The following is a 24,896-nucleotide window of genomic DNA, read 5'->3' on the forward strand; positions in this document are numbered from 1 at the left end:
AGCCGCCTGCACGGCCTCAAGCGGCCCGCGGGCCCCAAGCTGCTGCGATCGTGGGGGGCGGCGCGGTGCCGTGTCTGCGTGCGGGCTCAGCCGCTCAGAGCAGCAGGAAGGCCGCGGCGGCCACGGCTGTGGGCACCAGCGCGCCCAGCAGCAGCCCGCCGGCGCCGATCGACTCGTCGGCAAAGCCGCGCCGCAGCAGTGCCGCGCCGGCCGGGTTGGGCGCGTTGGCGATCACGGTGAGGCCGCCGCCGGCCACCGCACCGGCCACCAGCATGTACTTCGATTCGTCGCTGATGCCCTGGATCAGCGAGCCCAGGTAGGTCAGCGCGGCGTTGTCGGTCACCGCGGTCAGGCCCAGCGCGCCGAAGAACAGCGCCAGCGGCTCCAGCCCCGCGACGATGGGTTGCAGCCACCAGCGCTGCAGCCCGCCCAGCACCACCAGGCCGGCCAGGAAGAAGCCCACCAGCAGCGCCTCCTTCAGGATCAGCGGGTCCTGGTGCCGGCTGTAGGCCTGCGTGAAGCCCAGGAACAGCAGGAACAGCGCCAGGAAGGCCACCGGGTGGTGGGCCAGCATCACCACGCCGGCCAGCAGCACCCCGTGCACCGCCACCACCGCCCAGGGCACCGGGTCGCTGCTGGCGGTCTCGGCCGCGTTCAGCGGTGCCTGCAGGTGCCGCCGCAGCACCAACGTGGCCAGCGAGGCATTGATCAGCACCGCCAGCGCCGCCTTCCAGCCGAAGGTGGCCAGCATGAAGGCGCTGTCCCACTGCCAGGTGCCGGCCACCATCAGCACCGGCGGCGCCGCGTAGGACGTGAGCGTGCCACCGATCGACACGTTCACGAACAGCGCCCCCAGCGCCACGTACTTGGCGCGCTCGGGCACCTCGGGGCGGAACACCAGGCGCGCCAGCAGCAGCGCGGCCAGCGTCATCGCCGCCGGCTCGGTGATCAGCGAGCCCAGCAGCGGCACCGCGGCCAGGCCCAGCCAGGCGGTGGCCAGCGGTGCGGGCATCGGCAACCAGCGCGCCAGCGTGTCCACGACGCGCAGCACGGTCTGCATCACCGGGCGCGAGGCGGCCACCACCATCACCACGAAGACGAACAGCGGCTCGGTGTAGTTGCGCGATTCGGCGTAGTCCAGTGCGCTGCTGCCACCCGTCACCAGCGCCATCACCAGCACCAGCACGATGGCCCAGAAACCGAACACCACCTCCACCTCGCCCAGCAGGTGCAGCAGGCCGGCGTGGCGAGGGTAGCGGTGGGCCAGGCGCTCGAAGAGCTTGGCCGAGAAGGTGTGCAGAACAGCGACGCCGAAGAGGACGGCGGCGATCAGGTCGATCGTGGGCGTGGTCATGGTGGGCAAGGACGTGCCAGGGCCGCGTGGCGGCCCGACCAGCGCGTAAACCTGCAGCGGCGCCTCATGCGGCCGTGCACCCGGCGCGCAGTGTAGCGCCCCCGGGTGCGGCCTCCCGGGCGCTGCCGCCGCAGCCCCAGCCGTCCCTCGGGTTGACACCCGCTGCGGTTCGCTTGCCCGCGTGACAGGTCTGTCAAGCGTCTGACACGGCCAGGACATCGTGGCTTGCGAAGCTGCGCCGTCCCTGGCCCGGCGCAACGTCGGCGAGGTGTGCTGCGACGGGCACCCAGGGACATCCGATCGACCCCATCCAGAGAGGCCCGCCATGCCCCACCGATTCCAGCCCCGACTCCTTCCGCTGTGCGCCGCGCTGGCCCTGGCTTGTGCCACGGGCCTGGCGGCCGCCTCGGCGACAGGCGTGGTCATCAGCCAGGTCTATGGCGGTGGCGGCAACTCGGGGGCGACGCTGAAGAACGACTTCATCGAGCTGTTCAACGGCGGCGCCTCGCCGGTGTCGCTGGCGGGCTGGTCGGTGCAGTACAACTCCACCACCGGCACCGGCACCTGGTTGAAGACCGACCTCAGCAGCGTCGTGCTGCAGCCGCGCCAGTACTACCTGGTCCAGGAGGCGCAGGGCGCGGGCGGTACGCAGGACCTGCCCACCCCGGACGCGATCGGCAGCATCGCGATGGGCTCGACCGGCGGCAAGGTGGCGCTGGTCAGCAACCTCACACCGCTGGTGGGTGACAAGCCGGTGTCCGCAGCCATCGTCGACCTGGTGGGTTTCGGTTCGGCCAACTACTTCGAAGGCACCGGCGCGGCACCGGCGCCGTCCAACACCACCGCCGACCAGCGCGCGGCCGGTGGCTGCACCGACACCGACCAGAACAACGCCGACTTCGCCGTCGCCCCGCCGAATCCGCGCAACACCGCAGCGCCGCTGGGGTCGTGTGGCACCAGTACGCCGCCCAGCCACACGATCATGGAGATCCAGGGCAGCGGGTCCACCAGTCCCTTCGTGGGCCAGCAGGTCAGCACCTCGGGCGTGGTCACCCGCGTCAACAACAACGGCTTCTTCCTGCAGGACCCGCTGGGTGACGGCGACCCGCTCACCTCCGACGGCGTCTTCGTCTTCACCGGCGCTGCGCCCACGGTCAGCGCCGGCCAGGCGGTGCAGCTGGTGGGCACCGTCACCGAGTTCAACACCGGTACGGCCAGCAACCCCGACACCGCGGCCCACACCGTGACCGAGCTGACCGGCATCAGCGGCCTGGTGGTGCAGGCCAGCAGCCAGGTGATCACGCCGACCGTGATCACCTTCCCCGAAGGGGTCAATGACGACCTGGAGCATGTCGAGGGCATGCTGGTCACGATCGTCGGTCCGCTCACCGCCTCGCAGAACTACTTCCAGGGGCGCTATGGCCAGGTCACGCTGTCGGCGGATGCCCGCCTGGAAACCCCCACCAACCGCCACCGTCCCGGCTCGGCCGAGGCGCAGGCCCTGGCCGACGCCAACGCCCGCCGGCGCATCATCCTGGACGACGGCAGCAGCCAGCAGAACCCCAACCCCACGCCCTACCTGGGCGAGGGCGACACGCTGCGTGCCGGTGACACCGTGGCGGCGATCACCGGCGTGGTCGACTACGGCCTGGCCACCAGCAGCTCGTCAGGCCCGGGCGACTACCGACTGCACCCGACCGAGCCGGTGGCCTTCACCCGCGCCAACCCGCGCACCGACGCGCCGCCGCCGCTGCCCGGCAACCTGGTGCTGGCCAGCTTCAATGTGCTGAACTACTTCACCACCTTCACCGATGGCACCGACGCCTTCGGCCAGAGCGGCCAGGGCTGCACGCTCGATGGCGTCAGCCTGCCGCAGAACTGCCGCGGCGCCGACAACCTGGCCGAGTTCCAGCGCCAGCGCGCGAAGATCGTGGCCGCGCTGTCGGCGATCAATGCCGACGCCGTGGGCCTGATCGAGATCCAGAACAACGGTGCCACCGCGGTGCAGAACCTGGTCGACGGTCTCAACGCCCAACTGGGTGCCGGCACCTACGCTGCGGTGCCCGACCCCGCTCAGGGCAGCGGCAGCGATGCGATCAAGGTGGCCATGATCTACAAGCCTGCCCGCCTGCAGCGCGCGGCCGAGGTCCAGAGCGACGTGGATGCGGTGCATAACCGCCCACCGCTGGCCCAGACCTTTGAGGCCCCCAACGGCGAGCGCCTGACGCTGGTGGTCAACCACCTGAAGAGCAAGGGCAGCTGCCCCGGCGCCACCGACCCGGACGCCGCTGGCAACCTGGACAGTGGTGACGGCCAGGGCTGCTGGAACGCCCGCCGCGTGGCCCAGGCCCAGCGCACGGCCAGCTGGGTGGCCAGCCTCGCAGGCAGCGCCGGCACCGACGCTGCGCTGCTGCTGGGCGACCTGAACGCCTACGCCCAGGAGGATCCGATCGTCGCCCTGGCCGACGCCGGCTACGCGGACCAGATCGCGCGCTTCAACCGCTTCGGCTATTCCTACGTGTTCGACGGCGCCGCCGGTCGCCTGGACCATGCGCTGGCCACGCCCACGCTGGCGACCCGGCTGACCGATGTCGCCCCGTGGCACATCAATGCCGACGAACCCTCGGTGATCGACTACAACACCGAGTTCAAGCAGCCGCAGTGCGGCAGCTGCGGCCCCGACCTTTACACGGCCACGGCCTTCCGCTCGTCGGACCATGACCCGGTGGTCGCGGGCCTGTACCTGGTGAAGGTGATCGCAGGCAGCTCGGGCAAGGACCGGCTGGTGGGCACGCCGGGTGACGATCAGCTGATCGGCGGCGGCGGTGCCGACAAGCTCACCGGCGGCGCCGGCGACGATGTCTTCACCTACACCGCGATGAGCGATGCGCGCGACACCATCCTGGACTTCACGCCGGGCTCGGACCGCATCGATCTGCGCGCGCTGCTGGCCAGCATCGGCTACACCGGGTCGGACCCGATCGGCGACGGCGTCGTGCGCCTGAAGGACAGCGCCAAGGGCGCGCTGCTGCAGATCGACACCGACGGCGCCGGCCCCAGCGCGAAGTGGAAGCCCCTGGTCCTGCTCAGCGGCGTGCCGGCCAGCGCGGTGGTGCCGGCCCGCGACCTGGTGTTCGCCGACCCGGCGCGGCGCGCGCAGCGCTGAGCGGCCCGGCCGGCGCTCGGCCGCCCGGTGTTCTCGTGCCCGGCTGAGCCACCGGCTGTCGGTCGGACGGGCCTTTGCCTTGGGCCGCAGGGTCGTGTCCAGCCCCCCATCGTCAACGTTGCGGCACGGGGTCACGCTGGCGCGGCCTGGGTGTAAGGCAGGCTGCCCGTGTTCGACTGATGCGCTGTGGGGCGATCCTGCCCTGGCAGCACGGTGCCTCGCGGCACCACGACACGGAGAACATCATGACCACGACCGACACCGCCATCCTCGCGGGAGGATGTTTCTGGGGCATGCAGGACCTGATCCGCAAGCGGCCCGGCGTTGTGCGCACCCGCGTGGGTTACAGCGGCGGCGATGTGCCCAACGCCACCTACCGACACCACGGCACGCATGCCGAGGCGATCGAGGTGGTGTTCGACCCCGCCGTGATCAGCTACCGCGAGCTGCTGGAGTTCTTCTTCCAGATCCACGATCCGACCACGCTGAACCGGCAGGGCAACGACCGCGGCACGTCGTACCGCTCGGGCATCTACGTCACCAGCGAGGCGCAGCGCACGGTGGCGCTGGGCACGATCGCCGATGTCGACGCCTCGGGCCTGTGGCCGGGCAAGGTGGTCACCGAGGTGAAGGCGGCCGGCCCGTTCTGGCAGGCCGAGCCGGAACACCAGGACTACCTGCAGCGCTACCCTGAGGGCTACACCTGCCACCGGGTGCGACCCGGCTGGACGCTGCCGCGCCGCGACGCGGCCCAGGCTTGAGCCACCCACCGGCGCGTCATCGCGGCGCCAGCACCTGCAGTGCGGCCGCGATGACCGCCACCATCGTGCCGAAGGCCACCCAGGCATAGGGCCACAGCATCGGCATGCCCAGCAGCACCAGGCCGTCATTGCCGCCCGGTATCAGCGCACCACCCCAGCCCATCAGCAGGCCGCCGGCCGCGCAGCGCAGCAGTGCGCTGGCGCGGAAGCGGCCGGGCCGCAGCGTGCCGCTGGACCAGCCGCCGACGATGGCCCCCACCAACACGGCCAGGCCCAGCGCCCCGCGCGCCAGCAGGCTGGCGGCCATGCCGCGGGCCAGGTCCTGCAGCACGTCGGTGTAGGTCCAGGCGCCGGCCAGCAGCAGCAGTCCGGCGAAGCTCAAGCCGATCACGGTGGTCGCGGTGTGCGGCGACCAGGCGCCGCTCAGCGCGATGCGCTGCGCCGCCCGCGCCCGCCATGCGCGCCACAGCACCAGACCCAGCAGCCCGGCCATCAGCAGGCCAGGCCACCAGGGAGGTGCACCGGCCAGTGGCGAGTCAACTGGCAGCGGGCGCGGCGGCGAGAAGACCGCGCCCACGCTGACGCAGCCCAGGTAGAAGCCCAGCGGCGTGGCCGCGTACACCCACTGACCCGAGCCCAGCCGGGCCACGGTACCGAACACGCAGGCCTGGTTGAGCACCGCACCCAGGCCCAGCAGCGTGGCGCCGATCCCGGTCCAGCGTGACACCGCATAGCCGGCCGGCCAGGCGCCCGCATGCCCCAACTGACGCGCCAGCATCACGCCGGCGCAGACCCACAGCGAGGCCTCCACCATCGCCGCCAGCCGCGTGGTGCGGCGGCTGGTGCGCCACTCCTCCACGGCGGCCACGGTGCAGGTGGTGCCGCGCTGGATGGCCAGCCCCATGGCCGCCGCGCACAGCAGCGCCAGCACGAAGGCCGTGCCCGCGATCATCGGGTTCATGGCCGGGCCACCGGGCTCATCGGCCGCGGAGGCGGGCCAGCCATCCCAGCCACAGCGCGCGCCGCAGCCACAACAGCAGCGCGCAGCTCAACCACACGCCGCAGGCCAGCATGAACAGCTCGCCGCCATCGCTGCTGCCATCGGCGTTGACCACCGCCACGCCCAGCGGCGTGAACAGGTGGAAGAAGATCGCGCCACTGATGACGCCCAGGCCCAGGGCCGCGCCCAGCACCTGCACCGCGCGCTGCGTGCTGATCGCCGCGCCGGCCAGCAGCAGCACCGAGGCGATCAGCTCGACGCTGCCCACCACCTTGGCCGAGAAGATGCCGCCCGGCGCGAACAGGCCAGGAAAGCCCAGCGACGCGGCCCAGGGGTCGAGCTTGACCTGGAAGATGTAGACCGTCTCGGGCGAGCCCGTGAACTTGAAGAACAGCGACTGGATGAACACGAAGGCCACATACAGCGTCAGCAGCCAGTGGCCGTGTTTCTTGAGCCAGGACATGGGGGACTCCTCCAAGGGGGGTGGGGTGGTGGTGGGTGTCACTTCTTCAGCAGCGCGCCGAAACGGCCATCGGCGGTCTTGATGAAGCCGGCCGGGTCCTTGAGCCACTTGGCCTGGACATCGGCGTCGTAGTTCAGGTAGAGCTTGTCGTCACGGATCGTGAACTGATCGGGCTCCACCTTGACCAGCGAGCCCTGCGCTACGCCATAAGCGCAGTAGCCGCCGTACTGGGGCGCGTACTTCTCGGGGTTGGCCTTGAACAGGTCCAGATGGGCCTGGCTCGCGAACTTCCACTTCGCGCCCATCCATTCCTGGACGAAGGCCTCGCTGCCCTTCACCGGCTTGCGTTCGGCGAAGTAGGCCACCGTGTCGTAGCCGTTGATCGCGGTGTCGGTGCGGCCGCCGAACAGGCTGTTCTTCAGCGTGTTGACCGGGGGCTCGGCCGCCTGGGCGGGCAGGGCCAGCCAGGCGAGCGAGGCGAGCAGCGCGCCCATGAACAGGCGCATCAGGCGAGGGGAGGGGGTGGCGGGGGTCATCAGGTCTCCTGGTTGGGGGTCGGTGGGGTGTCGGTGGAAAGGGCGCGGGCGTTGGCGCGCTCGTGCGCCACGGTGGCGGGGGCCTTGCCCAGGTCGGCCTCGATCGCAATGCCCTGCGCCAGGCAATGCGGCCGGATCAGGGCGAGGTGGTGCACGGCATGGCTGGCGACAAAGGCCAGCTCGCGCCCCAGCGTCGAGGGCACGGTGAAATCGAACTCGCCGGTCAGGCCGCACTGGCCGCGCACCTGCACGGGCGCTGACAGCGTGTCGGCGCACCAGGTGGCCAGTTGCTGCTGCAGGTCCTGCAGGCGGGTCTGGGCCAGCGCTGGACTGGCCTCCAGCGCGGCCTCACGCGGCCGGGCGTCGTAGTCCACGCAGCCCGGCTGCGCCGGCCAGACCAGCGCCTGCCAATGCTCGATCGCGTGGCGCAGGTGGGACCCCACTGGTCCGGCGTAACGCGGCCGCTCGGGTCCGGCATGGGCGCTCACCACGCGCAGGCACTGGTCCAGCACCTGGTGGTTGAACACCAGCAGGGGAGGGGTATCCGGGCGTGGGCTGGTCGGGGTGGGCATGGGGTGCGAAGCGGTGGGGATTGGGTGTGTGTCGATCCAGGGGCGGCGGACCTTACGCAGGTTCGGCACGCGCCACTCAATCGGTCGCTGGGTAATGCGGCGTCAGCGCTTTCTCGCGCCGGTAGGCCCGCACAAAGGCGGCCCAGCCCATGGGCTGGAAGCCGCGCGCGCGGTTGGCATGGCCGATCTCGAACAGCCAGCGGTACTGCCGCATCAGATCGCGCCAGGCCTGCAGCAGACCGGTGCGGCGATCCCAGATGTGGGTGCTCTCGGCGCCGGCGCCGTTGATCTCGACGATCGTGAAGCCCTGGCCCTGCTGCACCTGCGCGAAGCTGTCGAAGCGCACGTCGAAGCGGCCGAAGTGGAACTCCGGCAGGCTGCGCGCGATGGCCTCGAAGCGCGCCTCCATCGCCGGCGTGACCAGGTGCGTGCCGTTGCGGAAGATGGCGCCGCGGCTGTGGCTGCCTGCAAAGGCCAGGCGCACCGGCTGGCCCTCGGGCACCACCTCGTCCAGCCGCGTCAGGTGGCGCCTCAGGTACAGGTGTGGCAGGCGGCCTGCGCGCGGGTCGTCCAGGATCAGCTGGCGCAGGCCGCGCTTCCCGTCACCAATAACGTACGGGAAGTACTTCAACGTGATCGACACGATGCGCCCCTGCGCCTGCCCGGGCCGGCGGCAGTAGAAGATGCCTGCCTCGCCCTCGAAGGGCACCAGTTGCTGCAGCACCAGCGCGGCGCCGGCCGGAAAGGCCTGCAGGTAGGCGCTCAGGGCCTCGGTCGTGCGGATCAGCTGGACGCCTGCGCCGCGGCAGCCCAGGTCGGGCTTGGCCACCACCGGCAGGTCCAGACCGGCCGCATGCAGCGCCTGCAGCGCGGCGCGGCACTCGGCGTGTGCATCGCTGGTGGGCGACGCCGGCCGCTCCAGGCGGATGAAGGGCGCCACCCACTGCGGCGCGTGGCGCACCGCCAGCGCGAGGATCTCGGCCTTGGATTCACCATAGAAGCCACCGCCGGGAAACGAGGGGTTGGCGGCGGTGGGCAGCAACACGCCGCGGTAACGCAGCATCAGCCAGGCGGCATAGGCCATCACGGGCGGGTAGAAGGCCCACATCGGCCAGAACTCGAAGAAGCTCAGCGGCGGGCCGTCCTGGTCCAGCGGGGGCATGCCCTGGTGCGGACGGAACGGCGGGGTGGGACGGGACTGGGGTGGGGCAAGAAGCGTCATGGGCGGGTGGGTGAAGCAGCCAGGCGTTGGCGAACGCTGCGCACCAGCGGCACCGCCAGTGCGAGCACAAGAATGGGCAGGGCCACTGCGATCGGCGCGGGCAGCCCCAGCTGCTGCGCCAGCGCCTGGCCCAGGGCCGCGCTCAGCGCATACAGCCCCAGCGTCCACAGCGTGACCGCCAGCAGCACCCAGGCCGTGAAGGGCACGAACGGCACACGCAGAAAGCCGCAGGCGGTGTAGGTGGCCAGCCGCAGCCCGGGGATCACACGCGCCAGCAGCACCGCGGTGAGCAGGCGCTGCTCGATCTGACGGCGCGTCCAGTCGGCACGCTCGCCAACCAGACGGCGGCGCAAGGCCGGCAGGCGCCGCGCGCCCAGGCCCAGCGCATACAGGCCCAGATCGCCCAGCGCAATACCCAGCGCCACGGCGCTGAACGACAGCGCCCAGGAGATCGCCCCTTGAGTGGCCAGCGCCACACCGGCGGCGATGGCCAGGTCTTCCAGCAGCAGCGTGGTCAGTGCCAGCACACCGGCGATGACGGCGGGCGTGGCCATGCCCGACAGCACTGCCTGGCTCCACGCCAGCCAATCCGCCAGGCCGCTCAGCATGCGGGCTCCAGCGCGACGCGCATTGGAGCGCGCGCCGGTCCACCGACGCGGTGGCACAGGCCCCATCGCTGGCGCGCTGTCGTCACCGTGATGCTGCGGTTCATGTTCATGTGTCCTGGGTTCGCGGCTGTGCTCACCGTGGTCAGTCGGCCCAGACGGCGATTCATTACAGATCGCTGTAATGCCGCAGCGCGATGTGCGACCAAGTGATGGCCAGCCCCACAGGACATCGCCATGAGCCCCACGCCAGCCTCTTACCACCTCAGCGAGACCACAGCGTTACCAGAACAACGACCCACACCGCGTTACCGGCTGCGCCTGGCCGACGGTGCAGACGATGTGCGCGCCGCGCAGGCGCTGCGCTTTGCGGTGTTCAACCTCGAACTCAATGAGGGCCTGCCGCAGTCCTACGACACCGGGCTGGATGCCGACCCTTTCGACGAGGTCTGCGATCACCTGCTGGTGGAGGACGCGCAGAGCGGCGCCATCGTCGGCACCTACCGGCTGCAGACCGGCCTTAGGGCCGGCGCGGCCCGCGGCTACTACAGCGAGCGGGAGTTCGACTTCTCGCCCTTCGAGGCCGCCAGGCCACTGATCCTGGAGCTCGGCCGCGCCTGCATCCACCAGCGGCACCGCCACTTCGCGGTGCTGAACCTGTTGTGGAGTGGCATTGCCAGCTATGCGCATGAGCAGGGGGCGCGATACCTGGTGGGCTGCAGCTCGCTGAACTCGCAGGATGCCGGTGAAGGCTGGGCCGCCTACCGCGCGATGGCCCGTCACCTGGCGCCGCCGGCCTGGCGCACGCAGCCGAGGAACGCCTTCGTTTGTCCGCACTCGCCGCAGCCGGCCGCTGCGCCCCGTCTGCCGCGCCTGCTGTCGGCCTACCTGGCGCTTGGCGCGGAGATCTGCGGGCCGCCGGCCATCGACCGCGAGTTCCGCACCATCGACTTCCTCACCCTGCTGGACCTGCACTCACCCGGTGTGATGGCGCTGCAGGCCCGCGGCCGCTTTGCCGGTTGAGGTGACGATCAGGCCGCCGGCCTGGCAGCGCCCCGACCGTGCGGTGCAAAACCTGCCGCCGTTTCAACGAGCCGATGCACTGCCTGCGCCGGGCGATCCAGCCGCTGCAGGCGTCGTTCGGGAAGCCCGGCGCCGACCCCTGAGGCCTCGGGCACTCAGTCGCGCGCAGGCACGCGGCTGGCCAGCGGCGGCGGCGTCCAGTCCGGCAGCATCCGGCACTCGCCCGGGAAGCGGGCGCGGGCGGCCTCGCAGCGCGCGGCCACTGCGGCCGGGTCGGGTTTCTGGCCGCGGTCCACCCAGGCCTGCAGGGCCTCGAGCAGGGCCACATAGACCGGGTCGGCCAGGTAGCTGTGCTCGTCATGGTCGGTGTAGACCTGCACCAGGTGCTCAGCCTGGCCGGCGCGTGCCATCGTGCGGCCGAACTCGCCCGACAGTTCGGGGAAGGCCACCGGGTCCTGGCGCGCGTGCACGGTCAGCACCGGCGCGGCGATGCGGCCGGTGGGATCGGTGTCGGCGGCGAAGCGCTGGCGCGCGTCGGGGTCGGCGCGGTAGCGCAGCACGCCGGCGTTCAGCGCGGCGTCGTCGGGCGAGCCGCTGTAGCGCACGCCCTGGTTGCCGAAGACGGGCTGCTCGCCAATGCGGCGGGCGATGTCGGCGAAGTGGAAGGTGGCCCAGTTCAGGTGGCCCTGCACGCTGCGCTCGGGGATGCGGATCACCGACAGCAGCGTCTTCAGCCGCGCCGACTGCTCGGCGCTGCGCTGGGCGGCGGGCAGGCCCAACCCCAGGCACTCGCGGGCGCGGGCGGCCAGGTCGCTCTGCTTCATCGTCGAGCCGGCGGGCTGGCCCATCCACAGCGGGTAGGCGGGCTCGTCGGGGCGCGGGTGGTTGCCGCACAGGGACTGGTAGACCACCCGCAGGTCCAGCCGGAAGTCGTAGCTCTTCGAGCCGCCACCCAGCACGCCGCTGGTCAGCAGCACGCCGTCATAGGCGCTGGGCTGGCGCTCGGCCAGCCGCGCCGCCACGCTGGCACCCCAGCTCTGCCCGTGCAGCAGCGTGCGCCGGGGTGGCCCCACATGCTCGACGAACAGGCGGCGCAGGCGCTCGGTGTCGTCGGCCGCGGCCAGCACCTGCACGCCGCCCTGGGCGAAGCTGCTGCCGGCCCAGGCATAGCCGGCGCGCACGGTGATGGACCAGCGGTGCAGGTCCTCGGCCACCCGCTCGGCGCGCGGCTCGCCCAGCAGCGGGCCGCCGTGGGCGTGCATGACCAGGTCGCCGCGGCCGGCGGTCCAGCCCGGCGGCAGGGCGATCAGGATGTGGGCGCCGGCGCTGTCGCGGCCGCCCAGGCAGCGGCTGCCGGCCGGCAGGCCCTCGGGGCAGGCCACGGCCTGCGGGGCGGGCTCGGGGGGCAGCGGCGGCGTGCTGCGGCACGCCGGCAGCAGCAGGGTCAGGGGCAACAGACCCAGGCTCAGCAGGGGGATGGGACGAAGTGGCATGGCGCAGGGAACCCGGAAGGCGTCGTGATGCTCTGTGCTCTGCTGACGCGCGTCAAGTTAGGTGCAAGCCCCCAGCCGCAGCGCTGGAATCCCCCGACGACGGCGCGCCCGGCTGTCGCTATCGTCGCCCCATCCTGACACTGGAGACCCTGTCATGGCGTCCTCGCCGCAACTGCTGCTCGACCACGTCTACGCCCACGAGAAGAACTTCGCCGACCGGGTGTTCATGACCCAGCCCATCGGCAACGGCCAGGTCGTGAACTACACCTGGGCGCAGACGCTGGACCAGGCGCGCCGCATGGCCACCCACCTGCAGGCGCTGGGCCTGGAGCCGGGGGCGCGGGTGGCGATGCTGTCGAAGAACTGCGCGCACTTCGTGATGGCCGAGCTGGCCATCTGGATGGCCGGCTGCACCACGGTGGCGATCTTCCCCACCGAGACCGCCGAGACGGTGAACTACGTGCTCTCGCACAGCGAGGCCAGCCTGCTGTTCGTCGGCAAGCTCGACACCTGGGCCCACCAGAAGCCCGGCGTGCCCGAGAGCCTGCCCTGCATCGCCTTCCCGCTGGCGCCCGAGGGCCACGGCCTGCCCAGCTGGGACGAGATCACCGCCCGCAACGCGCCGATGGCCGGCCAGCCGGCGCGTGCGGCACAGGACATCGCGGTGCTGATGTACACCTCCGGCTCCACCGGCACGCCCAAGGGCGTGATGCACAGCTTCGAGCGCTTCAGCGCCGCGGCGGTGGGCATCCGCGAGGACCTGCGCCGGCGCATCGGCCAGGACGCGCCCTACCGGGTGCTGTCCTACCTGCCGCTGTCGCACATCTTCGAGCGCTCCTGGATCGAAGGCGCCGCGCTGGTGGACGGCCGCACCCACATGTTCTTCGCCGAAGCGCTGGACACCTTCCTGGCCGATCTGCAGCGCGCCCGCCCCACGCTGTTCATCAGCGTGCCGCGGCTGTGGCTGAAGTTCCAGCAGGGTGTGTTCGCCAAGATGCCGCCAGCCAAGCTGGAGCGGCTGCTGAAGATCCCGCTGCTGGGCAAGATCGTCGCCAAGAAGATCCGCACCGGCCTGGGCCTGGACGCGGTGCTGATGGCCGGCAGCGGCTCGGCGCCGATCCCGCCCGACCTGATCGCCTGGTACCGCCGCATCGGCCTGCCGCTCTACGAGGGCTATGGCATGACCGAGGACTGCGCCTACTCCTTCACCTCGAACGCGCAGTACAACGCGCCGGGCTATGTGGGCGTGGCGCTGCCGGGCGTGCAGCTGCGGCTGAGCGCCGAAGGCGAGATCCTGATCAAGAGCCCGGGCCAACTGGTGGGCTACTACAAGCGCCCCGACCTCGACGCCGAGGTCTTCACCGAGGACGGCTTCTTCCGCACCGGCGACCTGGGCGAGCTGAACCCGCAGGGCCTGCTGAAGCTGACCGGCCGCGCCAAGGAGCTGTTCAAGACCGCCAAGGGCAAGTACGTGGCGCCCGCACCCATCGAGAACCGCATCAACGCCCACCCGATGGTCGAGTTGTCGCTGGTCTCGGGCGTGGGCCAGCCGGCGGCCTATGCGATGGTGCTGCTCAGCGAGACCCTGCGCCCGCGCCAGCACGAGCCCGAGCTGCGTCAGCACGTCACCGCCGAGCTGACCCGCCTGCTCGACGAGATCAACGCCAGCGTCGCCGACTACGAGCAGCTGAAGATGTTCGTCGTCGTGCGCGAGCCCTGGAGCATCGAGAACGGCTGCCTGACGCCCACCATGAAGATCAAGCGCGCCGGCATCGAGAAGATGATCGCCTCCGAGCTGGACCGCTGGTACGCGGACAAGCAGAAGGTGCTCTGGCAGTAGCCCTCACTCGATCGGCCGCTTAGCCTTGGCGCGCGCGGCCAGCGCGCCCAGGTCGACGCGGGCCACATAGCGGCGCAGCTCGTCGGCAGGCAGCTGGCCGCTTTCGGCGCGCACGTGGTAGCGCTCGCCGACCAGCACCTCCAGCTTGCACTCACGCGTGGGCAGATCGCACTCCAGGCGAGAGATGCTGCTGTCGTCAGCGCTCATGCTGCGCTGCGTGCGCTCGTCACCCTGCAGACCGCTGCCGCTGGCGATCTCGCTGAGCAGCTTGGCGGCGAGCGCGCTGCCATGGCCTCCCAGATCCTCGATCGTCAGGTGCAGGTAGCGCGACCTGTCCTGGCGGGCGACGTTCTCGACCCGGGCCATGGCGCCGGTGGTCAGGACCTGGCGCATCGCGTCGCTGGCGCCCGGGGCGTGGGCATAGCTTTCGGTGATGCGCCGATCGAAGCCGTCGATCGGCCCCGGCAACAGGTCCTGGAGCACGGTGCGGGTGAGTGGCTCCGTCGGCTGGCCCGAGCGCACCCAGCGCTCCAGGTCGGCCGTGGCACTGGCTGCCGTGCCGGGTGGCAGGGTCATCGCGCCACTGCCGGCGCCGTCCGGCGGCACCAGGCCGACACGCTCGCCGGGGCCGCCCTGGCCGCTTTCATCAGGTCGCGCCACGGCGCCAGTGCCCGAGCGCGCCGCTGAGGCGGCGGCGTCGGACCACTCAGGCGGGGCCGACCAGGGAAAGGGCGGCACGGTGGGCGCCGCGGGCAGGCCGCTGCATCGCGCCAGACTGGCCAGCAGGAGCAGGACCGCGGCCGCCGTGATCACGCTGGTCGCGGTGTAGGCCAGCGCGCGCGAGTCCGACGGCTGCGCCGCCTGGCGCAGGCCGGCGTGCACCTGCCACACCACAGCGGCCAGCGCCAGGGGCCAGGCCCACCACAGCAGCGGCCACCACAGCGTCTGCGACCACAGCCACAGCGGCCCCAACGCATACAGCGCGGCGCTGACCAGCGCGGTGCGGGACGACTGGCCGCCAAAGCGCGGCGCCCAGCGCAGCGCAGACTCGGCCAGCAGCAGCGCAAACACCAGCGCCAGCAGCGCTGCGCCCACTGCCTCGCGCAGCGCGGCCATCGGCAGGAACCGGGTGCTGAAGTCGCCGCTGCGCAGACCGACCAGACTGAAGCCCAGCGTCGCGGCCAGCACGCCCACCAGCATCAGCGGCAGGGTGAAGCGCCAGCCGGCCCCCGGCGCGCTCAGCGGCAACGCGGGCCATTGCGTGGCCGGGCGGCGCAACAGCCGCAAGGCCTGGGCCCAGGCGCCCCATGCCGCTGCCGCGCTCACAGCACCGGCCTCTTGTAGTGGTCCTTCATGAACTGGTAGTAGACGAAGCCGAAGCGGTCATACCAGCTGGGCACCTTCATGATCGTCTCTTCGCATTCGCTGTACTGCTGCAGGTCCTTCAGCAGCGCCTGCATCAGCTCGGCGTACTTGGCGTCGTAGGCCTTGTCGAGGTTCTTGACGCTCTGCATGATCTTGATCTTCTGGGTCTGCCAGGCCAGCCCCGACACGCCATGCACGCCGGACACGCTGTCGGCAAAGGCCATCTGCGCCTTGGCCGACTTGTAGGTGCTGCTGTAGATGGCCCGCAGTTTCTCGAGCCGGGTGCGCGTGCTGTCCAGCGCATTGATGGCCTTGGTGTAGCAGGCCTCGCAGGGGTGGCCGGCGGCGCCGGGGGCGCGCGCCGCGCCCGGCTTGTGCGTGCGGCGCCCGCCACTGGCCGCACCACCGTCGACCGCCGCGCAGGCCGACGGGACGCCAGGCTGCCCATCGGGCGCGCCGCTGGGTTCGTTGCCGCTGTCATCCGGGTCGACCAGACCGGCCCGCTCCAGGGCCTTGCGCACCGCACGCGTGGCGTCGGCCGAGCGGCCCCAGCCGCTGTCGCGCAGCATGCGGGCGAGTTCTTCCAGCTGCTCGCCGCCGTTGTCGGAAGCCCAGCCGAGGAGCTCGCTGGTCTTCTCGGCGATCGCGCCGGCGCGCTCGAAACCTTCCTTGGCGCCCTTCTTGGCGGCATCCTCGATCTGCTCGTTGCGGCGGAACCTTTCGCCCTCCTGGCGAGCCTGGTCGAGCCCGGCCTGCTGACGACGCATCGGGTCGGCCGACCCGGGCTGGGTGCGCCATTCCTCCCACAGCCCACCGAAGTCGCCGCTCAGCGACTGTGCGGCGGCCGAGCCCAGCTGCATCACGCAGGCGGCCCCGACCAGGATGCGCACGCTGGCTATCAGCAGACGCTTCATGGCTTGCCTCCCTTCTGCAGCGACTCGGCGCTCACGGCGCGAAACGGCGGCGCCAGTTCGGGCACTGCCTCGGGCGCCACCCAGATCGACATTTGGTACCGCACCCCTGCGGGCGTGGCGCCGGGCTTTCCGCCGATGCGCAGCTGCGTCTCGCCCTGGGCGCGGAAGGCGCTGCCCACCTGGCCCGAGGCCTGGGTGGTCACCACCCGCCGGGCGCGGTCACCACCCAGGGGCTTGAACAGCGTCAGTGCAACGCCTGGCGTGGCCGGCCGCGTCACCAGATGCACCGCCACCGGCTGCATCACGCTCAGGCCGCCCAGCTCCAGCGTCTCGGGCTTGTCGGCCTTGACCTCGCCCTGCACCAGGTAGAGCTTGCCGCCCTTGAAGTCGATCGCCTTGGCCGGGTCGAGGTTGAAGACACCCTCGCCGGGCGCGGCCACCGGCTGCCCCTGGCCAAGCACCGTGGCGGCGAACAGGCAGCCCGCGGTGAACACACTCCATCGTCTCATCGCTCGGAACTCCGGGAATGGTGGACGGCGCAGGTGCCGTCCCGGGGGGATCAGGGCACGCGGCGCAACTTCAGCAGCTTGGCCTGCATGCCGTTGACCAGGGGTTGGGGCACGCCGTTGATGGACACCATCACCATCACGTTGCCGCCGCGAACGTAGTGCAGCGCCTGCTTGGCGCCCTCGCGCTCGCTCAGCCACAGGGCACCGTCGGCGTCGCCTGGCAGGGGCTTGGCGTCCTTCAGGTCGCGCAACTGCAGGGCCTTGATCCGCACGGCGGCGGTCTTGGGGTCGAACCAGCGCTGCGACACCAGCAGCGAGGCCGAGACCGCGCCATCAGTTGCGCTGCAGCTGAGGAACATCTCACCGTTGACCGGCTCGGTCATCGGCTTGGGGGCGCCGGCGAAGGTCATCAGCGGCACCAGCTCAATCTTCAGGCCGGTGGCAGCGCTGAGCTCCTCGGCGGTGTAGGGGCAGCGCTGCAGCTGGGTGTGCGCCACCGGCGCGGCGACGGCCCCTGCGGCGCCAGCCAGCACCAGTGTCAGTGCAAGGACCGGTCGTGCCGGCCGGCCGGGTCGGGAGAGTGGGGTCCAGGGCATCGTGAACGGCTCTTCAGTCGGATCGCGATGGATGGTACGGTCAGCCAGCGCAGGGCACCACCCGTGCAGACAAGGGGGGCGGCCTGCGCCGGATCGGCCGTGCTCAGGGCAGCCGGGGCAGCTTCAGCAGCTTGGTGGCCAGCGCCTCGTGGTTCTCCTTGCCCTGGCCCAGCGCCCGCAGGAAGACCACGTAGCCACCACGCTTGTAGCTGATGTCGAGAAGGCCGTCATCGGCGGCACCGCGCACGCGGGCGGCGCCGTCAGGGTCACCGGCGATGGCGTCGAAGCGCACCTTCGGGCCGCCGGCGGTCATCGTGCGCATCATGTCCTGGTTGGGGCCGGGCGCCAGCACCAGCACCCATAGGCTGAAGTCGGTGCCGGCTTTCATGGAGCCGCCTTGTGTCTTGTACTTGCACCCGGTGCCGCCGATGCCAGGCTCTTCCTGGCCGGCGGCAAAGCCGACGCCGATCACTTTGGCCAGATCTTCCGGCTTGTAAGGGCAGGCAGCAGGGGCGGCGTGCGCTGACAGCGCCAGGCCGCCCAGCAGGGCAGCGGTGGCCGACGCACGGACGGAACGAACCAGGCTCATGACAGCTCCGGGGCGAGTGGATGTGGGCGTGATGGTAGCGCCCGCCGGGCTCAGGCCACGCGCCGCATCACCGCGCGCGAGGCGCCGGGCCGGGTGAAGCGAAACAGGTCCTTCGGGTCCTCGGCCTCGGGCACCAGGGCCACCGGCTGGCCCAGGCCGTGGGCCTCGGCCTGCTGCAGCAGGTAGCGCAGCGTCGAGTAGTCCTCCAGCGCGAAGCCCACCGAGTCGAAGACCGTGACCTGCTGCGGGCTCTCGCGGCCCACGGTCTGGCCGGCCAGCACGCGCCACAGGTCCACCACCGGGAAGTCGGCGGGCAGCTGCTGGATGTCGCCTTCGATGCGGGTCTGCGGCTCGTACTCGACGAACACGCGGGCGCCGCGCAGCACGTCGGCATGCAGCTCGGTCTTGCCGGGGCAGTCGCCGCCCACCGCGTTGAGGTGCATGCCCGGCTCGATCATCTCGGGCGTCAGGATGGTGGCGTAGGTCTTGTCGGCGGTGACGGTGGTGACGATGTCGGCGCCGCGCACCGCGTCGGCGGTGGAGCTGGCACGGCGCAGCCGCAGTCCCGGATAGACGGAAAGGTTGCGCAGCAACTTGTCGGTGGCGGCCGGGTCGACATCAAACACCGCGATCTCCTCGATGCCCAGGTGGGCATGGAAGGCCAGGGCCTGGAACTCGCTCTGCGCGCCGTTGCCGATCAGCGCCATGCGGCGCGCATCGGGCCGGGCCAGTGCGCGCGCCGCCATCAGCGAGGTGGCGCAGGTGCGCAGCGCGGTGGCCACGGTCAGCTCCGACAGCAGCACCGGGTAGCCGGTGGCCACGTCGGCCAGCACGCCAAAGGCCATCACCGTGGGCAGGCCCTGGCGGGTGTTGCCGGGGTGGCCGTTGACGTACTTGAAGGCGTAGTGGTGCGCATCGGCCACCGGCATCAGCTCGATCACGCCGATCTCGGAATGGCTGGCCACGCGGGCCGACTTGTCGAAGTCGTTCCAGCGGATGAAGTCCTCGCGCAGCGTGTCGGCCAGCTCGCCAATGAAGCGCTCCAGGCCGACCGCCTGAACGAGGCGGGACATCGTGGGCACATCGATGAAGCGGGTCATGTTGTCTCCTTGTCCGGTCCAGCCGGTCCCGCCATTGTTCCCGGGAGTGCTGCCAGATTGAAGAGAGCAACTTGTCAGGTTATGCTGTTTGCCTGGCAAATTGCCAACCCTACTTGGCACTCTGATCAATATGGACGATGTCGACCGCCAACTGATCGCGCTGCTGCGCGCCGATGCCCGGATGCCGGTGGTGGCGCTGGCGCGGCGCCTGAAGGTGGCGCGCGCCACGGTGCAGAACCGCATCGCCAAGCTTGAGGCCAGCGGCACCATCGTGGGCTACACAGTGCGCCTGAAGCCCGAGGTCGAGGGCCAGCGCATCCGCGCACTCACCTCGATCGAGGTGGACGGCCATGTGGGCGAGACGGTGCGCCGCACGCTGCGCGGCCACCCCCACGTGGTGGCCCTGCACACCACCAACGGGCGCTGGGACATGATTGCCGAGCTGGCCGCCGATTCGCTGGAGGCCTTCGACCAGGTGCTGGGCGAGATCCGCCAGATCGAGGGCATCGCCACCACCGAGACCAGCATCCTGCTGTCCACCCACAAGGCCTGAGCGCCGGGGGAGATATCGCCGCCGTGGCACGAAAGCTGCGACGATGCCAGCCCTGATGCCTGCCCTGGAGCCCCGATGGACCTGCCCGCCCACCAACTGTCGATGACGGTGCTGATGACGCCCGACACCGCCAACTTCGCCGGAAACGTGCACGGCGGCACCATCCTGAAGCTGCTCGACCAGGTGGCCTATGCCTGCGCCAGCCGCTATGCGGCGCGCTATGTGGTGACGCTGTCGGTCGACCAGGTGGTGTTCCGCGAGCCGGTGCATGTGGGCGAGCTGGTCACCTTCCTGGCCGCGGTCAACCACACCGGCACCAGCTCGATGGAGGTGGGCGTCAAGGTGATCGCGCAGGACATCCGCTCGCAGAGCCAGCGCCACGTCAACAGCTGCTTCTTCACGATGGTGGCGGTCGATGATGACCGCAAACCGGTGCCGGTGCCGCCGCTGCGCCCGTTCACGCCTGACGAGAAGCGGCGCCATGCCGCGGCCGTCGTGCGCAAGGAGCTGCGCCAGGAGTTCCAGCGCCGCACCGCCGCGCTGCGCCAGGATCCCCCTCTGGAAGCCTGATGCTGCACCGCGCGCTGTCCGAGCACTTTCCGGGCGACTGGCGCTGCCAGGCGCTGAACATCAGCGGCCTGTGCGAGACCTGGCGCGCCGAAGGCCCCCAGGGCGCGCGACTGTTCATCAAGACGCTGCCGCAGGCCCGCGCCGCGGTGCTGGACGCCGAGGCCGACGGCCTGCGCGCGCTGGCCGCGGCGCGCGCGCTGCGCGTGCCTGCCGTGGCCGGCGTGTTCCTGCATGAAGGCACGGCGGTGCTGGCGCTGGAGTGGCTGGACCTGAAGCCGCTGGGCGATGCCGGCGGCGCGGCCTTCGGTGCTGCGCTGGCCGCGCTGCACACCGCCGAGGCACCGGCGCGCTACGGCTGGTCGCGCGGCAACTGGCTGGGCGCCACGCCGCAGGACAACGCCTGGACCGCTGGCGACGGCCTGGCCGACTGGCTGGGCTTCCTGGCCACGCGCCGGCTGCGCCCGCTGGCCCAGGGCCTGGACGCGGCGCTGGTGGATGCGGTCGAGCGGTTGATCGCGCGCCTGCCAGCGCTGTTCGACGACGGCCACGTGCCGCGCCCGTCGCTGATCCACGGCGACCTGTGGAGCGGCAACTGGGGCGCGCTGGCCGACGGCACGCCGGTGGTCTTCGACCCCGCGGTGTCGGTGTCCGACGCCGAGGCCGAGCTGGCGATGATGGAGCTGTTCGGTGCGCCGCCGCCTGCGTTCTGGCCGGCCTACCGCGCAGCGGCGCCGCTGCACGGCGGCTATGTGCGGCGGCGCCCGGTCTACCAGCTGGTGCACCTGCTGAACCACGCGCGCCTGTTCGGTGGCGGCTATGCGCGCCAGGCGCTGGCGGTGGCGCAGCGCCTGATTCAGTAAACGTCGCGCAGGTAGCGGCGCTGACGCGTCAGCGTGGCCAGCCAGTCGGCGGCCGCGTCGGGCGTCAGGCCGCCGTGCTGCACCGCCACGTCGCGCAGCGCCTGGTCCACATCGCGCGCCATGCGGCTGGCGTCGCCGCACACGTACAGGTGGGCACCGTCCTGCAGCCAGGCCCACAGCTCGCCGCCCTGCTCGCGCATCCGGTGCTGCACATAGACCTTGTCGGCCTGGTCGCGCGAGAAGGCCAGGCTCAGGCGCTGCAGCGTGCCGTCGCGCTGCATCGCCTGCAGCTCGTCGCGGTAGTAGAAGTCGGTGGCGGCATGCTGCTCGCCGAAGAACAGCCAGTTCGCGCCCCGGGCGCCACGCGCGCGCCGCTCGTGCAGGAAGCCGCGGAAGGGCGCCACACCGGTGCCTGGGCCGATCATCACCACCGGGCGGTCTCCCTCCTCGGGCAGGCGAAAGCGCGGGTTGGCTTGCACGAACAGCGGCACCGGCTGGGCCGCGGTGCGGTCGGCCAGGAAGGTCGAGCACAGGCCACCGCGCAGCCGGTCGCCATGGCGGTAGCGCACGGTCGACACCGTCAGGTGCACCTCGTCCGCATGGGCGCGCGGGCTGGAGGCGATCGAGTACAGCCGCGGCTGCAGCCGCGGCAGCAGATCGACCCATTCCTGGGCGCCCAGACGTGCCGGGTGTTCGCGCAGCAGGTCGGCCGGCTGGCGGCCCCATTGCCAGCGCTGCAGCGCGGCGGCTTGCGCGGGCTGGACCAGCGCCAGCAGCGCCACGCTGCCGCTGCGCTCGGCCACGCCGGCCAGCAGCTCGGGCGTCAGGCGGGTGATCTCCAGGTGCCGCAGCATCGCCTCGGCCAGCGGCAGCTCGCCCAGGCCGTCCAGGCGGACGGGCGCCGCAGCGCTGAGCTGCAGCAGTCCCAGCAACTCGGCCACCAGGGCCGGGCAGTTGGTGGGCCACACGCCCAGCGCGTCGCCGGCCTCGTAGTGCAGGCCGGTGTCGGCCAGGTCGAAGACGAACTGGCGCACTTCCTTGCCGGCACCCGGGCCGCTGAGCAGGCGGTTGTGGCGCAGCGGCGCGGGCAGCGGATGGGCGCGCGTGCCGGGGACGGCTGCGGCCGGGGCCTCGGGCGCGTCGTCGTCGGCATCGAACAGTGCCAGCGCGGGCTGGCGCGCATCGGCGGGGCGGTGGGCCTGCAGGGCCTGTGCCACCGTGGTCAGCCAGCGCCGCATCGGCGCGGCGTGCTCAGGCGGACAGTCTACGCGCGGCGCCAGGCGCGGCGCGCCCAGGGCCAGCAGGCGCGCTTCCAGCTGCCGGCCGAAACCGCAGAACTGCGCGTAGCGCGGATCGCCGAAGGCCAGCACCGCGAACGGGCTGCTGGCCAGGTGCGCGGCCGACGGGTCCTGCAAGGCCTGCCAGAAGGCGCGCGCGCCGTCGGGCGGATCGCCGTCACCGAAGGTGCTGGCCAGCAGCAGCAGCGGCGTGCCGGCGGGCAGGTCGGTGGGCTGGCAGGCGTCCATGCCGCACAGGCGCACGCGCCAGCCGGCGCTGCGCAGGCGGCGCGCCACCTCGGTGGCGGCCTCCTCGGCGCGGCCGGTCTGCGAGGCCCACAGCACGGTCAGCGGCGGGCCATCGCCCTCGGGCTCGGGCAGGGTGCTGCGCGGGGCGGGTTCAGCGGTGGCGCGCTCGAACAGGCGCAGCGCCACCGCGCTGAGCTTGAACTCGGGCTGCAGCGACACCGGGTCCACCGCCGGGCTGGTCAGCGCATTGACCGCCAGGTCCTCGCCGTACAGGTCGTTCCAGTGGAAGGGCGCGAAGCACTGGCCGCGCTGCACCCGGTCACTCAGCCGCGCCGGCAGCACCGCGCGACCGCGGCGCGAGCGCAGCTCGACGCGGTCGCGTGCGCGGATGTCCAGCGCCGCGGCGTCGTCCGGGTGGATCTCGATGAAGGGGCCCGGGTCCAGCTTGTTCAGCACCGCGACGCGGCCGGTCTTGGTCAGCGTGTGCCACTGGTGCTGCACGCGGCCGGTGTTGAGCAGCCAGCCGTACTCGGCGTCGGTGGCCTCGGCCGGCTCGCGGTGCGGGCAGGGGATGAAGCGGGCGCGGCCGCTGGGCGTGGGAAAGCGCAGCACGCCGCCCTGCCGGTCGCGCTGCGGGTGGCGTCGCTCGTGGCGCCCGGGCGGGCAGGGCCATTGCAGCGGGCCCTCGCGCAGCCGTGCATGGCTGGCGCCGCGCAGGTCGTAGCCGGTGGCCGGGTTGTGAAGGCGCGCCAGCTCGTCGAAGACCTCGGCCGCGCTGTTGAACGCAAAGCCCTGCGCATAACCCATGGCCTGGGCGACGCGGCAGATGATCAGCCAGTCGGGCAGGGCCTCGCCCGGCGCCGGTGTGGCCGCCGGCGCCAGGGTCAGGTTGCGCTCGGAGTTGACCATCACGCCATCGCCCTCGGCCCACAGTGCGCCGGGCAGCAGGATGTCGGCGTGGCGGCTGGTCTCGGTGTCCAGGAAGGCGTCCTGGCAGACCACCAGCTCGGCGCGCGCCAGGGCCGTGATCACCGTGCTGCGGTCGGCCACGCTGGCCACCGGGTTGGTGCAGATGATCCAGCAGGCGGCCACCTGGCCGGCGGCCATGCGCTCGAACAGCGCCACCGTGCCGTCGCCGGCCTGCGCGCGCAGCGTGCCGGGCGGCAGGCCCCAGACGTCCTCGGTGAAGCGGCGGTCGGCCTCGACCATCACGCTGCGCTGACCCGGCAGGCCCGGGCCCATGTAGCCCATCTCGCGCCCGCCCATCGCGTTGGGCTGGCCGGTCAGTGACAGCGGCCCGGCACCGGCGTGGCCGATCGCGCCGGTGGCCAGGTGCAGGTTGCACAGCGCCTGCGTGTTGGCGGTGCCGTGGCTGCTCTGGTTCAGGCCCATGGTCCAGCAGCTCACCCAGCGCGTGCCGGCCTGGGCGATCCACTGTGCGGCGCGCTCCAGGTCTGCCACAGCCAGGCCGGTGAGCGCGGCCACGCGGGCCAGGTCATAGGGCGCAACCGCGGCGCTCACCGCGTCCCAGCCCTCGGTGTGCTGGGCGATGAAGCCGGGGTCGGTGTGGCCGTGCTGCTGCAGCCAGCGCAGCCAGCCGGCCAGCAGCGCGAGGTCGCTGCCGGGGCGGATGGGCAGGTGCAGGTGGGCCTTGTCGGCGGTGGCGCTGCGGCGCGGGTCCACCACGATCAGCTTCGCGCCGGCCTGCACCCGCTCCATCAGGCGCAGGAACAGGATCGGGTGGGTGTCGGCCATGTTCGAGCCGATCACCAGGAACAGCTCGGCCTGGTCGATGTCCTCGTAGCTGCCCGGCGGCGCGTCGGCGCCCAGTGAGGCCTTGTAGCCGGCGCCGGCGCTGGCCATGCACAGGCGCGAGTTGGACTCGATCTGGTGCGTGCCGATGTAGCCCTTGGCCAGCTTGTTGGCCAGGTACTGCGCCTCGATCGACATCTGGCCCGAGACATACAGCGCCACCGCGTCGGGGCCGTCGCGGTCGATCAGCGCGCGCAGGCGCTGGCCGGTCTCGCGCAGCGCGCTGTCCATGGGCACGCGCACCGGCTCGTGCGAGCGGTCGTGGCGCAGGTAGGCGCTGTCCATGCGGCCCGGCGCGGTGAGCGGTACGGCGCAGGTCTGGCCCTTGGTGCACAGCCGGCCGCGGTTGGCCGGGTGCTGCACGTCGCCACGCACGCGGATGATGCGCTGCTCGCTGTCGCGCTCCAGCACGATGCCGCAGCCCACGCCGCAGTAGGGGCAGACGCTGCGCACCTCGTCCATCGCGC

Annotated in this window: 22 protein-coding genes; 7 read left to right on the plus strand and 15 right to left on the minus strand. The window is 71.7% G+C overall.

Annotation, left to right across the window (positions count from 1 at the left end; genetic code table 11):
• Positions 1-94: 94 nt before the first annotated feature.
• On the minus strand, positions 95-1,354 hold the full coding sequence (locus KAK07_RS19030) for a putative Na+/H+ antiporter (protein WP_210862596.1): 1,260 nt from the start codon (positions 1,352-1,354) through the stop codon (positions 95-97).
• Between the two features lie 325 nt (positions 1,355-1,679).
• Between KAK07_RS19030 and KAK07_RS19035 the strand changes: the two genes are divergently transcribed.
• Both KAK07_RS19035 and msrA read left to right on the plus strand, forming a co-directional pair.
• Positions 1,680-4,520 carry an ExeM/NucH family extracellular endonuclease gene (locus KAK07_RS19035; protein WP_210862598.1) on the plus strand — a complete coding sequence of 947 codons (2,841 nt, stop codon included), beginning with the start codon at positions 1,680-1,682 and terminating at the stop codon, positions 4,518-4,520.
• 245 nt (positions 4,521-4,765) lie between these two features.
• Entirely contained in the window at positions 4,766-5,281 is a 516-nt protein-coding gene (gene msrA / locus KAK07_RS19040; protein ID WP_210862600.1) for a peptide-methionine (S)-S-oxide reductase MsrA, read from the plus strand.
• Positions 5,282-5,297: 16 nt separating this feature from the next.
• Here the strand turns inward: msrA and KAK07_RS19045 are convergent, their stop codons facing one another.
• The 6 genes from KAK07_RS19045 to KAK07_RS19070 all read right to left on the minus strand — a co-directional run bounded on the left by KAK07_RS19045 (position 5,298) and on the right by KAK07_RS19070 (position 9,682).
• On the minus strand, positions 5,298-6,242 hold the full coding sequence (locus tag KAK07_RS19045) for a YeeE/YedE thiosulfate transporter family protein (protein WP_210862602.1): 945 nt from the start codon (positions 6,240-6,242) through the stop codon (positions 5,298-5,300).
• A 16-nt stretch (positions 6,243-6,258) separates the two neighbouring features.
• On the minus strand, positions 6,259-6,744 hold the full coding sequence (locus KAK07_RS19050; RefSeq protein ID WP_210851583.1) for a hypothetical protein: 486 nt from the start codon (positions 6,742-6,744) through the stop codon (positions 6,259-6,261).
• 38 nt (positions 6,745-6,782) lie between these two features.
• Complete coding sequence (locus KAK07_RS19055; protein WP_210862604.1) at positions 6,783-7,280, minus strand: YHS domain-containing (seleno)protein; 498 nt, start codon at positions 7,278-7,280, stop codon at positions 6,783-6,785.
• A complete protein-coding gene (locus KAK07_RS19060; protein WP_210862606.1) occupies positions 7,280-7,852 on the minus strand; it encodes a hypothetical protein in 573 nt (190 codons plus the stop codon). The genes KAK07_RS19055 and KAK07_RS19060 overlap by 1 nt, the downstream gene beginning before the upstream one ends.
• Positions 7,853-7,928: 76 nt before the next feature.
• A complete protein-coding gene (locus tag KAK07_RS19065; protein ID WP_210862608.1) occupies positions 7,929-9,014 on the minus strand; it encodes a hypothetical protein in 1,086 nt (361 codons plus the stop codon).
• Positions 9,015-9,070: 56 nt separating this feature from the next.
• The gene (locus tag KAK07_RS19070) at positions 9,071-9,682 is read right to left on the minus strand and encodes a DedA family protein (RefSeq protein WP_210862609.1); all 612 of its coding nucleotides are present in this window, start codon (positions 9,680-9,682) and stop codon (positions 9,071-9,073) included.
• A 234-nt stretch (positions 9,683-9,916) separates the two neighbouring features.
• Here KAK07_RS19070 and KAK07_RS19075 point away from each other — a divergent pair, with 234 nt between their 5' ends.
• A complete protein-coding gene (locus KAK07_RS19075) occupies positions 9,917-10,702 on the plus strand; it encodes a GNAT family N-acetyltransferase (protein ID WP_210851588.1) in 786 nt (261 codons plus the stop codon).
• Between the two features lie 155 nt (positions 10,703-10,857).
• On the opposite strand, the gene KAK07_RS19080 is transcribed toward KAK07_RS19075, so the two are convergent.
• Positions 10,858-12,195 carry a hypothetical protein gene (locus KAK07_RS19080; RefSeq protein ID WP_210862611.1) on the minus strand — a complete coding sequence of 446 codons (1,338 nt, stop codon included), beginning with the start codon at positions 12,193-12,195 and terminating at the stop codon, positions 10,858-10,860.
• A gap of 154 nt (positions 12,196-12,349) precedes the next feature.
• On the opposite strand from KAK07_RS19080, the gene KAK07_RS19085 reads away from it, so the two are divergent.
• A complete protein-coding gene (locus KAK07_RS19085; protein ID WP_210862613.1) occupies positions 12,350-14,035 on the plus strand; it encodes an AMP-binding protein in 1,686 nt (561 codons plus the stop codon).
• A gap of 3 nt (positions 14,036-14,038) precedes the next feature.
• On the opposite strand, the gene KAK07_RS19090 is transcribed toward KAK07_RS19085, so the two are convergent.
• The 6 genes from KAK07_RS19090 to ocd form a co-directional block, all read right to left on the minus strand.
• On the minus strand, positions 14,039-15,361 hold the full coding sequence (locus KAK07_RS19090) for a hypothetical protein (protein WP_210862615.1): 1,323 nt from the start codon (positions 15,359-15,361) through the stop codon (positions 14,039-14,041).
• Entirely contained in the window at positions 15,358-16,314 is a 957-nt protein-coding gene (locus KAK07_RS19095; protein ID WP_210851592.1) for a hypothetical protein, read from the minus strand. Before KAK07_RS19095 ends, KAK07_RS19090 begins: the two co-directional genes overlap by 4 nt.
• Positions 16,311-16,823, minus strand: coding sequence for a hypothetical protein (locus KAK07_RS19100; protein ID WP_210851593.1), 513 nt, complete (start codon positions 16,821-16,823; stop codon positions 16,311-16,313). The genes KAK07_RS19095 and KAK07_RS19100 overlap by 4 nt, the downstream gene beginning before the upstream one ends.
• Before the next feature lie 50 nt (positions 16,824-16,873).
• The gene (locus tag KAK07_RS19105; protein ID WP_210862617.1) at positions 16,874-17,356 is read right to left on the minus strand and encodes a hypothetical protein; all 483 of its coding nucleotides are present in this window, start codon (positions 17,354-17,356) and stop codon (positions 16,874-16,876) included.
• 166 nt (positions 17,357-17,522) lie between these two features.
• Positions 17,523-18,008: a hypothetical protein gene (locus KAK07_RS19110; RefSeq protein ID WP_210851595.1), complete on the minus strand. Its 486-nt coding sequence runs from the start codon at positions 18,006-18,008 to the stop codon at positions 17,523-17,525.
• A 50-nt stretch (positions 18,009-18,058) separates the two neighbouring features.
• Entirely contained in the window at positions 18,059-19,108 is a 1,050-nt protein-coding gene (gene ocd / locus KAK07_RS19115) for an ornithine cyclodeaminase (RefSeq protein WP_210862619.1), read from the minus strand.
• 130 nt (positions 19,109-19,238) lie between these two features.
• On the opposite strand from ocd, the gene KAK07_RS19120 reads away from it, so the two are divergent.
• From KAK07_RS19120 to KAK07_RS19130, 3 genes are all read left to right on the plus strand, one after another.
• Complete coding sequence (locus KAK07_RS19120; RefSeq protein ID WP_210862621.1) at positions 19,239-19,661, plus strand: Lrp/AsnC family transcriptional regulator; 423 nt, start codon at positions 19,239-19,241, stop codon at positions 19,659-19,661.
• 75 nt (positions 19,662-19,736) lie between these two features.
• Positions 19,737-20,231, plus strand: coding sequence for an acyl-CoA thioesterase (locus KAK07_RS19125; RefSeq protein WP_210851597.1), 495 nt, complete (start codon positions 19,737-19,739; stop codon positions 20,229-20,231).
• The gene (locus tag KAK07_RS19130; protein WP_210862622.1) at positions 20,231-21,091 is read left to right on the plus strand and encodes a fructosamine kinase family protein; all 861 of its coding nucleotides are present in this window, start codon (positions 20,231-20,233) and stop codon (positions 21,089-21,091) included. The genes KAK07_RS19125 and KAK07_RS19130 overlap by 1 nt, the downstream gene beginning before the upstream one ends.
• On the opposite strand, the gene KAK07_RS19135 is transcribed toward KAK07_RS19130, so the two are convergent.
• Positions 21,085-24,891: a bifunctional nitrate reductase/sulfite reductase flavoprotein subunit alpha gene (locus KAK07_RS19135; RefSeq protein WP_210862624.1), complete on the minus strand. Its 3,807-nt coding sequence runs from the start codon at positions 24,889-24,891 to the stop codon at positions 21,085-21,087. The genes KAK07_RS19130 and KAK07_RS19135 overlap by 7 nt on opposite strands.
• Between the last annotated feature and the right edge of the window lie 5 nt (positions 24,892-24,896).

Source organism: Ideonella alba, from assembly GCF_018069875.1.
In the GTDB taxonomy this organism is placed as follows: Bacteria; Pseudomonadota; Gammaproteobacteria; order Burkholderiales; family Burkholderiaceae_C; genus Ideonella; species Ideonella alba.